11 protein-coding genes are annotated in these 12,142 nt (G+C 46.1%); 1 reads left to right on the forward strand and 10 read right to left on the reverse strand.

From position 1 onward, the window contains the following. Position 1 precedes the first annotated feature (1 nt). The 5 genes from G5B12_RS00125 to trpE all read right to left on the reverse strand — a co-directional run bounded on the left by G5B12_RS00125 (position 2) and on the right by trpE (position 4,777). Positions 2-694, reverse strand: coding sequence for a phosphoribosylanthranilate isomerase (locus G5B12_RS00125; protein ID WP_118061938.1), 693 nt, complete (start codon positions 692-694; stop codon positions 2-4). Then, entirely contained in the window at positions 691-1,485 is a 795-nt protein-coding gene (gene trpC, locus G5B12_RS00130; RefSeq protein WP_021977404.1) for an indole-3-glycerol phosphate synthase TrpC, read from the reverse strand. The genes G5B12_RS00125 and trpC overlap by 4 nt, the downstream gene beginning before the upstream one ends. A 111-nt stretch (positions 1,486-1,596) precedes the next feature. Beyond that, positions 1,597-2,610 (reverse strand): anthranilate phosphoribosyltransferase, encoded by a 1,014-nt coding sequence (gene trpD / locus G5B12_RS00135; RefSeq protein WP_021977405.1) that lies wholly within the window; start codon positions 2,608-2,610, stop codon positions 1,597-1,599. 104 nt (positions 2,611-2,714) lie between these two features. Beyond that, positions 2,715-3,293: an anthranilate synthase component II gene (locus G5B12_RS00140; RefSeq protein WP_021977406.1), complete on the reverse strand. Its 579-nt coding sequence runs from the start codon at positions 3,291-3,293 to the stop codon at positions 2,715-2,717. Next, entirely contained in the window at positions 3,290-4,777 is a 1,488-nt protein-coding gene (gene trpE, locus G5B12_RS00145; protein ID WP_174087526.1) for an anthranilate synthase component I, read from the reverse strand. The genes G5B12_RS00140 and trpE overlap by 4 nt, the downstream gene beginning before the upstream one ends. 623 nt (positions 4,778-5,400) lie before the next feature. Between trpE and G5B12_RS00150 the strand changes: the two genes are divergently transcribed. Beyond that, on the forward strand, positions 5,401-6,078 hold the full coding sequence (locus G5B12_RS00150; RefSeq protein WP_174087527.1) for a GTP pyrophosphokinase: 678 nt from the start codon (positions 5,401-5,403) through the stop codon (positions 6,076-6,078). A gap of 98 nt (positions 6,079-6,176) precedes the next feature. Here G5B12_RS00150 and G5B12_RS00155 read toward each other — a convergent pair whose 3' ends face one another. The 5 genes from G5B12_RS00155 to G5B12_RS00175 all read right to left on the reverse strand — a co-directional run bounded on the left by G5B12_RS00155 (position 6,177) and on the right by G5B12_RS00175 (position 11,992). Further along, positions 6,177-7,160 carry an AraC family transcriptional regulator gene (locus tag G5B12_RS00155; RefSeq protein ID WP_021977409.1) on the reverse strand — a complete coding sequence of 328 codons (984 nt, stop codon included), beginning with the start codon at positions 7,158-7,160 and terminating at the stop codon, positions 6,177-6,179. 158 nt (positions 7,161-7,318) lie between these two features. Then, positions 7,319-8,386 carry a substrate-binding domain-containing protein gene (locus G5B12_RS00160; RefSeq protein ID WP_021977410.1) on the reverse strand — a complete coding sequence of 356 codons (1,068 nt, stop codon included), beginning with the start codon at positions 8,384-8,386 and terminating at the stop codon, positions 7,319-7,321. A gap of 97 nt (positions 8,387-8,483) precedes the next feature. Beyond that, the gene (locus tag G5B12_RS00165; RefSeq protein ID WP_021977411.1) at positions 8,484-9,491 is read right to left on the reverse strand and encodes an ABC transporter permease; all 1,008 of its coding nucleotides are present in this window, start codon (positions 9,489-9,491) and stop codon (positions 8,484-8,486) included. A gap of 3 nt (positions 9,492-9,494) precedes the next feature. Then, positions 9,495-10,487, reverse strand: coding sequence for an ABC transporter permease (locus G5B12_RS00170; RefSeq protein ID WP_174087528.1), 993 nt, complete (start codon positions 10,485-10,487; stop codon positions 9,495-9,497). Next, on the reverse strand, positions 10,487-11,992 hold the full coding sequence (locus tag G5B12_RS00175; RefSeq protein WP_021977413.1) for a sugar ABC transporter ATP-binding protein: 1,506 nt from the start codon (positions 11,990-11,992) through the stop codon (positions 10,487-10,489). Before G5B12_RS00175 ends, G5B12_RS00170 begins: the two co-directional genes overlap by 1 nt. Between the last annotated feature and the right edge of the window lie 150 nt (positions 11,993-12,142).

Below are 12,142 nucleotides of genomic sequence, written 5' to 3' on the forward strand. Positions count from 1 at the left end.
GTTAAAAATCCTCCTTTATGTTCCTCACGGTCTGTACCGCTTTCACTATTTTATCCGGGTCTTTGTGCCCATCGGTTTCTACACTGCTGCTTAAGTCCACAGCCCAGGGATGAAGCATTTTTATGGCTGTTTCCAAATTATCACACCCAAGGCCTCCGGCCAGAAACCAGGGACGTTTTATGGACGGTACCAGGCTCCAGTCAAAGGTCTCACCGGTGCCCCCGGCTCCCTGATCCAGAAGAATGTAATCTGCTTCCGAACGGATCGCCCGCTTTACATCTTCTTCTGTTTTTATGGAAAAAGCTTTTATCAGAAGCTGGTCTGTCATAATCTTAAGCTGTCTGATATAATCTTCGTTTTCCTGTCCGTGAAGCTGTGCCAGGGAAATGGTTCCTTCGTTTAAAAGCTGTGCGGGAAGTTCCACCGGTGCATTGACGAATACGCCTACCGGCAAAATACTCTCATCCAGCTTTTCCCGGAGAGTTCGTAACTGAGCTCCTGTGACGTTTCTTCTGCTTTTTGGAAATTCTACAATGAATCCACAGAAATCTGGTTTTGCTTCATTAACTGCCTGAATGTCCTCCAGGCGGGTAAGGCCGCAGATCTTGATCCTGGTTCTGACCGGCTTCTCCTGCTGTTTCCGATCCGCACAGCCTCTTTCCTGTCGTATGGTGTTGTTCTGTTCTGTTTTCATCTCAGTGCTCCGCCATTTAACTCTTCCAACGCCGCTTTTTTGTCCGGGCTTCTCATCAGGGTTTCACCGATCAGAACGGCGCCTACCCGGTTTCTTTCCAGGATGGCAATGTCTCCGGCATTTTTGATGCCACTCTCGGAAACAAATACCACATTGTACGGTGCCAGGTTTCGAAGACGGATGCTGTTATTCATATCAACTTTGAAGGTTTTCAGATCACGGTTATTTACACCGACGATCTTCGCTCCTGCTTTCAGTGCTCTTGCCACTTCTTCCTCATCGTGGGCTTCCACCAGTGCATCCATTCCCAGAGATTCTGCCAGCTCTCTGTATTCCAGGAGTTCCTGATCATCCAGAATGGTGCAGATCAGAAGCACTGCCGATGCGCCAAATGCTTTTGCCTGATAGATCATGTACTTATCCACCGTAAAGTCTTTCCGGAGGACCGGGATAGCCACCGTTTCCGTGATCTCACGAAGATAAGTATCACTTCCCATGAAATAAAAAGGCTCTGTAAGGCAGGAGATTGCGGATGCACCTGCTGCCTCGTATTCTTTCGCAATTTCCACATATGGAAAATCCGGTGCGATCAGCCCCTTGGAAGGGGATGCTTTTTTTACTTCACAGATGTAAGACATGCCCGGTTTTTTCAGGGCTTCCAGAAAGGAAGGCTGCTGTGGTGCTTTTTCTGCCAGAGCTTTCAGCTGTTCCAGAGGAAGCTGAAGTTTTTCCTTCTGGATACGTTCTCTTGTCTTTTCTGCGATTTCTTCCAGAATGTTTTTTTCACTCATTCTTTGTTTGTCTCCTCGATATTTCAACTCTCATTCGGCAATTTCAAGGAGTCTGACAACTTAATATTTCAATTAATGGGGTTGCCGATTCCTCTCCTCCCGCCATTATCCTCAAATTTCATTGCTTAATCTGATAAATTCCTCAAGCTTCGCTGCGGCGGCTCCGCTGTCGATCAGATTTTCTGCCATCTTCACGCCGGCTTCCAGGCTCTCTGCTTTTCCTGCGATATAAAGTGCGGCACCTGCGTTCATGCATACAGCCTGACGCTTCGGGCCTTTTTCGGTTCCGTTTACAATGGCTTTTGTGATCTCTGCATTTTCTGCCGGTGTGCCACCTGCAAGTTCCTCTTTGCTGCAGCGAGTGTAACCGAACTGCTCCGGTGTGATCTCGTAGGACTGGAACCATCCATCCTTGATCTCGCATACAGAAGTCGGTGCACTCATGGAGATCTCATCCAGCTTGTCCTGTCCGAAAACAACCATTCCGCGGTTCACGCCAAGTTTCATCATAACCTGCGCCAGAGGCTCTACCAGTGACTGATCGAAGACTCCCATCAGCTCCATGTTTGCACCTGCCGGGTTGCTTAATGGTCCGAGGATATTAAATACTGTACGGATTCCCAGCTCTTTTCGGATCGGTGCCACATATTTCATGGCAATGTGATAATTCTGTGCGAACAGGAAACAAATATTGATCTTTTTCAGGATTTCGGCACTTTTTTCTGGCGGAATGGTAATCTTTACGCCAAGAGCTTCCAGAACATCTGCGGCTCCGCTCTTGGAGGATGCTGCACGGTTTCCGTGTTTTGCAACCGGAACGCCTCCTGCCGCGATCACAAGAGAAGAAGTTGTGGAAATGTTGAAGGAGTTTGCTCCGTCACCGCCGGTTCCTACAATCTCCAGGACATCCATATCGTGAAGAAGTTTGATGCAGTGTGCACGCATACCTGCTGCAGATGCTGTGATCTCATCAATGGTTTCGCCTTTCATGGAAAGTGCGGTCAGGTAGGATGCCATCTGTACCGGTGTTGCCGCTCCATCCATGATCTCATTCATTACGGATTCTGCTTCGTCATATGTAAGATCTTCTTTTTTTGAAAGTTTGATGATTGCTTCTCTGATCATTCTTGTTCCCTCCTGTTCTGTAACGATCCTATCTTTTATGGATTACCATTCTCTGTCTTACAACTTCCGTACTGTCCGTTATCCGGGACAGTTTCTGTTCAATTTTACTTTTCCCTTACAACTTTCATAAAGTTTTCGATCATCGTTTTTCCATCTGGTGTCATAACCGATTCCGGATGGAACTGTAATCCGAAGATCGGATATTTTTTATGTTCCAGTGCCATCACCTCTCCGTCCTCAGATTCTGCGGTAACGACCAGTTCTTCGGGTAACGTATCCCGGAGCGCTGCCAGTGAATGATATCTGGCTGCCAGGAAAGTATCCGGCAATCCCTCAAATATCTGACTCTCACCAACTTTATGGATTTCCTTCTGCTTGCCGTGCATCAGCTCTTTTGCATAGGAGACGGTACCTCCAAATGCTTCACAGATGGACTGATGCCCAAGGCAGATACCCAGGATCGGCAGCCTGTCTTTGAAATATTTTATGGATTCAATGCAGATTCCCGCATCTTCCGGACGCCCCGGGCCCGGAGAAAGGATCAGGGCTTCCGGTTTCATATCCTCCAGCTCCTGTATGGTTACTTCGTCATTTCGTACGACCCTGATATCCGGCTCCACAGAACCGATCAGCTGGTAAACATTATAGGAAAAGCTATCATAATTATCGATCAGTACTATCATTCCAGTCCCTCCTGTGCTGTTTCGATTGCCTGTACAACGGCCCTTGCTTTGTTGCAGCATTCCTGGAATTCATTTTCCGGAACACTGTCTGCCACGATCCCGGCTCCGGACCGGATGCAGATCTCGCCTTTCTTTTTATAAACCAGGCGGATGGCAATGCAGGTGTCCAGGTTTCCGGCGAAATCCAGATATCCGATGGCACCGCCGTAAATACCACGTTTGCTCTGTTCCAGCTCCTGGATGATCTGGCAGGCACGGAACTTCGGTGCTCCGGAAAGAGTTCCTGCCGGAAGGATGGCATCTACTGCATCCACTGCATCCTTGTCATCCCGGATCTGGCCGGTAACTGTGGAACCGATATGCATCACATGGGAAAAACGCTCGATGCACATATATTTTTCTACTTTTACAGTACCGATCTTACTGATCTTTCCGATATCGTTTCGTCCAAGATCCACAAGCATGTTGTGCTCGGCACGTTCTTTTTCATCGGCGAGAAGTCCTCTTTCCAGCTCCAGATCTTCTTCTTTTGTCTTGCCTCTCGGTCTGGTTCCTGCCAACGGGAAGGTGCTTAATTCCGTTCCGGTAAGCTTGGCCAGAGTTTCCGGCGAAGCTCCAGCGATCTCAATATCATCGCTGGAAAAATAAAACATATACGGAGAAGGATTCGTAGCACGAAGGACCCGGTAGGTATCAAACAGGCTTCCTTCCGCTTTTGCCCTCATGGGATTGGAAAGAACCACCTGGAAGATATCTCCTCCGTGAATGTAATGTTTGGCGTTTTCTACCATCTCACAGTATTTTTCTTTGGGGAACTGTGGTTCAATGGAGGATTTCAGTTTCAGCGACGGGAATTCCTTTTGTTTTCCGTTTCGGATCAGATCTGCCATCTCTTTTAACTTCTCTTCGGCTTTCCTGTAGGAGTTTTCCAGGTCATCAGTCATCACACCGGTGATCAGCAGTACCTTCTGTCTGTAATGATCAAAGGCAATTACCTGGTCAAAAAGCATCAGATCCATATCGCGGAAATCCTGTACTGTCTTGTCGGTAAGCTCCAGTTTTGGCTCACTGTATTTGATATAATCGTAGGAAAAATATCCTACCAGGCCACCGGTAAATGTAGGCATATTTTCCAGCACCGGGCTTTTGTATTCTTTCAGGATCTGGCGGATAGCATCTCCCGGATGTTTCACCTGCTGTACGGTTTTTTCTTCGCTTCCGTCCTCGTGGATCTTCCGGATCTGAAGAGTTCCGTCTGTACAGGTGATCTCCATGGATGGCTCATATCCCAGGAAGGAATAGCGGCCCCATACCTCTGTCTGGCTGGCACTTTCCAGAAGATAGCAGTGTCTGCTGGCTGTGCGTAAGGTTCTCATGACTTCTACAGGTGTATAACGGTCGGAATACAACTCCCTGCATACGGGGATGCGCCGGTATTCGCCTGACTGTGCAATATTCTTGATTTTTTCTAATGTTGGATACATATACAGGCCCTCCTGAGTTCTTTTCATTCTTTTGCCGGAGGAGACGGTACGGTACTGGACATTCGCAATCCGCATTCGCTACTTGTTCATGGATTCCAATTTCTTCGAAATTAAAAAGCAAGGACATTCACAATCCGCATCCGCTACTTGCTCATGAATTCCAATTTCTTCGAAATTGGAATTCAAAAAACGCCCGTCTCCGGCAGAATCTGGTTCTGCCAGGGACGAGCGTCAAATTCAAAATCACCCGCGGTGCCACCCTGATTCACGGTTCGACCCGTGCACTTAGCGGAATACCTGCATATTCCCGGCAACTGACGTATGCCTTCACGTCACAGAATACTCGGTATCCATAATACCTTTCCCTGTGCCCTCCGCGGTCCATTTAGTAAACTGCTTCTCGGCCCGGCTCTCACCCTCCCGGACTCTCTGTGCGCGCATGAATACCTTTATCTCCGCTTCAACGGTTTAGTGGTTTACTTGATTAAACTTTTCATATAAAATAGCACAGGATTTTTAATATGTCAATACAAAAGTTGAAAAAATCGTCATTTTATTCTATAATTGTGACAGTGTGATTATCACAAAACCTACTTACGAAGGGAGTTTTACCAGAAAATACCATGGCTGAAAAAAATGCAAACACCTGGCTGGATACCCCAGATCCACAGGTTTTTATCAAAAATTCCGCAAGATTTAATGATCTGATGATGATGTACCGCTGTACTGTCCGTGAGGTACGTACCAAACTGGAAGTTCTCAATGATGAATTTTCCGTAGAATATAAACGTAACCCAATCTCTTTTATCAAGACCAGAATCAAAAAACCGGAAAGTATCTACAAGAAACTGAAAAAACTGGGTTACGACTTCACTGCCGAGAATATCCAGAACCAGCTCAATGACGTAGCCGGTATCCGTGTTGTCTGTGCTTTTATTGATGATATCTACACCATTGCGGATCTCATTGCCAAACAGGACGACATCACCGTCATCAAAGTAAAAGACTATATCAAAAATCCCAAACCAAACGGTTACCGCAGCTACCACATGATCGTGGAAATTCCTGTGTTCTTCTCCAAGGGAAAAACACCCATGCGTGCGGAGATCCAGATTCGTACCAATGGTATGGATTTCTGGGCTACCCTGGAACATCAGCTCAGATATAAGCAGAATATCGAAGAAATGGATGGTTACGAGGAAGTCAGCACTGAGCTTCTAAACTGCGCCCGCGCTGTCATTGATATGGATAATGAAATGCAGCGGATCAAAGATAAGATCGGACAGTTTCACGATATCTGATCCTGCCTGCGCATCGCCCGCGAACACAAAATGCCACACCATATTCCAGCTCTGTTCAACACACTGGTTATGGTATGGCATTTTTTATAATATGGAATCTACAACCTCACCTGTTCTTTTTCACTGTTCTTCACACGGAATACCCTGGGTGTCATATGGTAATGTTCCTTAAATACTCTGTGAAAATAACTGTTATTCTCATATCCCACAGCAGCAATAATATCACTGATCGGAAGATCCGTCTCACACATCAGCTCCACAGCCTTGTTCAGGCGTTTTCTCTGAAGAAGTTCCTTGAAGTTAAATCCTGTGCTTTTCTTGATCATCTTGCTTAGTACATGCATGGGCAGATGAAGCCTGGTGCACAGCTCTGTCAGAGTAGCTGTCCGGTACTTCTGCTCAATATAATCCAGGGTTGTCATGGAGATCATATTTTCGTACTGATTGGGAAGGCGCATCTCCACATACTGTACGGATTCTACCAGATACATAAAGATCAGGCCCATTGTGGTCTGGTTGATCCGTTCCCGGTTTTCTTCGCCGTTTACCAGAGAATAGATGATATTTTCCAGAAGATTCTGGATCTGCAGGACCTCTGCAACCTTAAAGTGAAGATATTCGCCACGTTCCTCATCCTGACGCAGAACATTTACCAGAAAATCCGCCAGCATATTGTCATTGCCAGTCATGGAATAAGCCACATCAAAAAACTCCGGCAGCACCATGAAATTGATGGCAATGTCATTCTGTCCCGCTTTCAGGATCTCATGCTTTGTAAACTGGTTAAGAAAAAGCAGCTCGCCTTTATTCACCACGACTTTTTTTCCATCGATGATATTGGTGAGTGATCCCTCACACACATACAGCACCTCTACAAAATTATGCCGGTGTGCCGGAAAATACACAAAACGTGTGTGTGTACGCACAGCGATCAGCCTGCCTTCTTTCAGCATCTTACGGCTGTCCACAGTGAAATCCCGGCCGGAAGTGTAGAGATCTTTGTCTACCTCTGCTTCTCCGTCCAGGATCTTACGTTCTTCTTCGGTTATTTTTCTCAGCTGATCCAGTAAAGCCTGCTGCATGTATCCTGCTCCTTTGTCTGTCATTATCCTGTTGCTCTCATTTTAGCACTACCTTCACGGGAGTACAACTGAAATCACCCAATGATCCTTTTCCGGCTGCACAAAAGAAAAAGGCAGAGTCCAAAGACTCCGCCCTTTCCAAAGGATTTATCATATGATTAGTACAGTTTGGCCATCTCTTCGATGTTGCTTGTATCGAATTTCAGAGGTGCGCCAAGTACAACTTCTGTACCGCCGTCATCAGCGTCTGTGATTGTGTAGTCACCAAGGTCGCCAGCTGTGAACTTGTCATCTTTGGCACCTGTGATGTCACCGTTGATTAGAGCGATTGTTGTGTAAGCGCTGAGTTTTCCAAGGCCCTGCATATCCCACAGATAGAAGTATGGGCAGGAATGATCTGCATCATCACCTGTGTACTCCTGCATCTCAGACGGAAGTCCAAGACCTGTCAGTTTGCACTCAGATCCGTTATCCTGAAGATATTTAGCAGCTGCTGCGATACCAACAGTTGTCGGTGCGCAGATAACTTTCAGATCTTTGTAGTTCTGAAGAAGAGCTGCTGTCTGGTCTGTAGATTTCTGTGGCTCATCATCGCCGTATACAACGTCTACAAGCTCAAGTTTGCTGTATTTGTCATCGCCTTCCATGATGGTCTTCATTGCGTCGATCCATGCATTCTGGTTAGCGGACTGAGATGTAGCGGAAAGGATTGCGAACTGTCCCTCACCACCGGAAATATCAAGAACTGCATCCATAAGTGCCTGAGCAACTTCTTTTGTACCAGCCTGGTTTACGAAAATCTCACGGCTGTCTTTGTTCGGTGCGGAGTCGAAGGAAGATACTTTGATTCCTGCATCCATAGCTTCCTCAAGTTTAGCCTGAAGAGCGTTAACATCGTTCGCGGAGATACAGATTGCATCGAAGTCCTGAGAAATCAGGTTGTCAAGAACTTTGATCTGTGCATCAGCGGTAGCTGTCTCAGGATAAACGACCTGAACTTCGCCGCCTTCAGCCTCTACAGTCTCCTGGAAAGATTTCGCTGCGATCTCGAAGAATGCGTTACCAGCTGCTTTACCAACCAGAGCGATCTTTTTGTCTTTTGCGGAATCGCCAGCTGCTGCTTCTGTCTTAGTATCGTCTTTTTTGTCATCTGCTGCGAGAACTGGGCAAACTGTACCAAGAACCATTGCTCCACAAAGGATTGCGCTAATTACCTTTTTTTTCATTTTTGTTCCTCCCTATAAGAATATAATTTTTTATATGCTGCTGCCCCGCTACACCAATGGAGGCAGCTAACAATCATATGGGTTTCAAAATTGATATTTAGTTTTTCTTCATTGCGACTGCTTTTTTTACATCGCCGATGATGTTTGGAAGAGCTACTGCTGCTACCAGAAGTACACCGATGATCAGAAGGATTACCTGTGCGTTTACGTTCTTCTGTCCAAGACCAACTCGTAAGCATACGATGATGAATGCGGAAATGATACCACCGGCCAGGTTACCTTTACCACCTGTGGAGGAGATACCTCCGAATACTGCCATTGCGATGGCATCCATCTCGAATCCGTTACCGGTTGTTGTATTGGCACCATAAGAAGATGATACTAGGAACAGTGCACAAAGTCCAGACATAAGACCCATAACTGTGTAGATGATGAAACGGATCTTTTCAACATGAACACCAGCATAATAAGCTGCCACACGGTTTGTTCCGATCGCATAGGTACGACGTCCGAATGTGCTCTTTCCAAGGAAGATTGCAAAGAGGACACCAAGGATCAGTACCAGGAAAAGAATGTATGGAACCTGTCCGACTTTTCCACCAATGGCACGGAAACCATCTGTGTTTGTGATCGCGATACTTCCGCCGGCTCCAAGTGTTACCTCAGCGATACCACGGAAGATGATCTGTGTTGCCAGTGTTACGATCATTGGAGGAAGCTCCTTGAAACGGGTAAGGATAAATCCGTTAACCGCACCGCAGAGGGCACCAACAACCAGTGCTGTAAGTACTACTACAATGAATGGAGCGTTTGTGTTGCAGACCATGCAGCTTAAAGTTGCGGAGAGACACACGATCGCACCAACAGAAATATCGATCTCGCCTAATACCAGGATGTACGCCATCGGGAACATCATGAATACCTCTGCAAGGTAAACCGGCATCTGACGAAGAACACTCTTCAGATTATAAAATTCAGAAAATGATGCGCAGAAAATATTTACCAGGATAAAGAGAATGACCAGGATGCCTTCCCAACTGAATATGATGTGTTTCATCGGATTTTCCGGCACATTGTTAATACTTCTTCCAGATTTTCCAGCCATGATTTACATCTCCCTTCCCTTTAATGCATTTTTGTCTGCGATCCTCTGCAGGATAACATTGATCACAACTACTACCAGGATGATAACACCCTTGATCATGTTCTGCCACAGGGAGCTGATACCTACAAGTGGAAGAGCTTTTGCGATGGTTGCAAGGATGATGGAACCAAGGAATGCACCTACTACTGTTCCACGTCCACCGCTCATGCTTACACCACCGATAACGCAGGCTGCGATGACATCCATCTCACCACCGTACTGCATATCAGGCATTGCAGAAGCATAAACAGAAACCTGAAGTGCTCCGCCAAGACCTGCGAGGAATCCCATGATCACATATACAAGAAGGTTGATATTCTTTGCATTGATACCGGAAACCTGTGCTGCACTTGCATTACTTCCTACTGCGTAGATTCTTCGTCCTGTTCTTGTCCATTTCATAAAGAAGAAGAATACTACATAACAGATGATGATTATCCAGATTACTTTGTTAATTCCAAGAAATGTGGATGTTGCAAAATTTTTGAAATCACCAAGAGCTGCGGCACTTGCCCACTCACCACCGTGAGAAACAAGATATCCCATTGCTCTGTAGATGTACATAAAGCCCATGGTTGCAATGATCGGCGGAACGTTTGCTCTTGAGATCACAAGACCTACAACAAGTCCGCAGGCAATACCGATTGCCATTGCAATGATGAAAGCAAGTAATGTACTTGTGATATGTCCGTATTTCAGGAGCATACCAATGGACATACCGGAAAGTGCCAGGGTTGACATGATGGAAATATCGATTCCGCCTACCAGCATGACACACAGCATACCAAGTGACATTACCATTGTTACTGCATTATTTTTCAGCATCTCCATGAGTGACTTCGGCGTAAGGAATGACGGGCTGATCGCTGTGACAACTGCAAACAGCACGATTACGATAATTGCCAGCAGAGCCTCTCGGGAGCCTGTAATCTTCTTGATGACAGATTTCTTTTCCATTATTTAGTCCCCTTTCCAGTGCTCTTTTCCATGGACAGCTCAAGGATACCCTCCTGTGTTGCCTCTCCTCTGTTCAGTTCACCTGTCTTACGGCCGTTACACATAACGATGATACGGTCTGCCATACCCAGGATCTCCGGCATCTCGGAGGAGATCAGGATGATCGCATAGCCTTTCTTTGCCAGATCTCCCATGATCGCATAGATCTCGGCTTTCGCACCAACGTCAACACCCTTGGTAGGCTCATCCATGATAACAACCTTCATTTCCTGTGCAAGTGCCTTGGCCACTACAACCTTCTGCTGGTTACCACCTGACAGGGAGCTTGCCGGCTGGAAGATATCAACTGCCTTGGTATCTACTTCCTCAAGAAGCTTCTTGGAAATTTCTCTTTCTGTCTTCTCGTCGTTGAATCCGGATTTTGCATATTTACTGATGACCGGAAGTGTTACGTTTCTTCCAAGTCCCCAGCTCATGATCAGGCCTTCCTTCTGTCTGTCCTCAGGAAGAAGGATGATACCTTTTTCCATTGCCTCGGAAGGAGTCTTGATGTAAACCTCTTTTCCTTCAAGGAAAACTTTTCCTTCATCCGGACGGGTGATTCCGCAGACAGCTTCCACAACCTCTGTACGTCCTGCACCAACCAGACCGGTAAGACCTACGATCTCACCTGCACGTACATTGAAGGACACATCCTTGAAAAATCCTGTTCTGGAAAGATGTTCGATACGAAGCATCTCATCTCCCAGCTCAACTTCCGGTTTCGGGAACAGATCATTGATCTCACGGCCAACCATTGCCTTGATCAGATCTGCATTTGTGATTCCGTTTACATCGTAGGTTCCGATATACTGGGAATCACGGAATACGGTAACTCTGGAAGCCAGACGGTACATATCCTCAAAACGGTGAGAAATAAAGATAATGGAAACGCCATTCTCTTTCAGCTTGTCAACCAGTGTGTAAAGCTTCTCGGATTCGTTTCTGGTAAGTGCTGCTGTAGGCTCATCCAGAATGATGATCTTCGCATTTGTGGAAAGTGCCTTGGCGATCTCAACCATCTGCTGCTGCGCAACAGAAAGGGTACCCATCTCAGCGGTTGCATCGAAATCTGCATCCAGCTCTTTCAGATACTTGTTTGCCTCCTGGTTCATTTCTTTCCACTGGATCATATGATGTTTGATGATCTCATGACCCATAAAAATATTTTCAGCTACTGTAAGGTGCGGGTATGATGTCGGATGCTGATATACGGCTGCGATACCTGCTTCCTGAGCATCCTTCGGACCTTTGAAGTCAACCTTCTGTCCGTTTAAGAACATCTCACCTTCTTCTGCTTTATGTACTCCGGTAATAACCTTGATAAACGTAGATTTACCAGCACCATTCTCACCCATCAGCGCGTGAACTTCGCCAGGTTTGAGCTGGAACTGTACATTATTCAGAGCTTTGACACCGGGGAATATCTTCGTAATACCTTTTAACTCAAGAACATATTCTGACACGGCTCTTTCTCCTCCCTTTCCTTTGATCTGATTTTATTTTATCATCCCACCTGTTGGCTGATAATGGGAATATTTTTGGATAAGGGTAAAATATTCCTCTTTTCTATGTAAAATATTACCCATAAACCAATACCGCATTCTCGTATTTCT

The organism is Blautia sp. MSK.20.85 (assembly GCF_013317245.1).
GTDB lineage: Bacteria > Bacillota > Clostridia > Lachnospirales > Lachnospiraceae > Blautia_A.

What these genes read in the sequence shown, in the direction of transcription:
- trpE (WP_174087526.1), bottom strand. Translation starts at nt 4,777, where the DNA reads ATGTATCCAACATTAGAAAAAATCAAGAATATTGCACAGTCAGGCGAA.
- G5B12_RS00140 (WP_021977406.1), bottom strand. Translation starts at nt 3,293, where the DNA reads ATGATAGTACTGATCGATAATTATGATAGCTTTTCCTATAATGTTTAC.
- G5B12_RS00165 (WP_021977411.1), bottom strand. Translation starts at nt 9,491, where the DNA reads ATGGCTGGAAAATCTGGAAGAAGTATTAACAATGTGCCGGAAAATCCG.
- trpC (WP_021977404.1), bottom strand. Translation starts at nt 1,485, where the DNA reads ATGAGTGAAAAAAACATTCTGGAAGAAATCGCAGAAAAGACAAGAGAA.
- G5B12_RS00125 (WP_118061938.1), bottom strand. Translation starts at nt 694, where the DNA reads ATGAAAACAGAACAGAACAACACCATACGACAGGAAAGAGGCTGTGCG.
- trpD (WP_021977405.1), bottom strand. Translation starts at nt 2,610, where the DNA reads ATGATCAGAGAAGCAATCATCAAACTTTCAAAAAAAGAAGATCTTACA.
- G5B12_RS00160 (WP_021977410.1), bottom strand. Translation starts at nt 8,386, where the DNA reads ATGAAAAAAAAGGTAATTAGCGCAATCCTTTGTGGAGCAATGGTTCTT.
- G5B12_RS00155 (WP_021977409.1), bottom strand. Translation starts at nt 7,160, where the DNA reads ATGCAGCAGGCTTTACTGGATCAGCTGAGAAAAATAACCGAAGAAGAA.
- G5B12_RS00150 (WP_174087527.1), top strand. Translation starts at nt 5,401, where the DNA reads ATGGCTGAAAAAAATGCAAACACCTGGCTGGATACCCCAGATCCACAG.
- G5B12_RS00170 (WP_174087528.1), bottom strand. Translation starts at nt 10,487, where the DNA reads ATGGAAAAGAAATCTGTCATCAAGAAGATTACAGGCTCCCGAGAGGCT.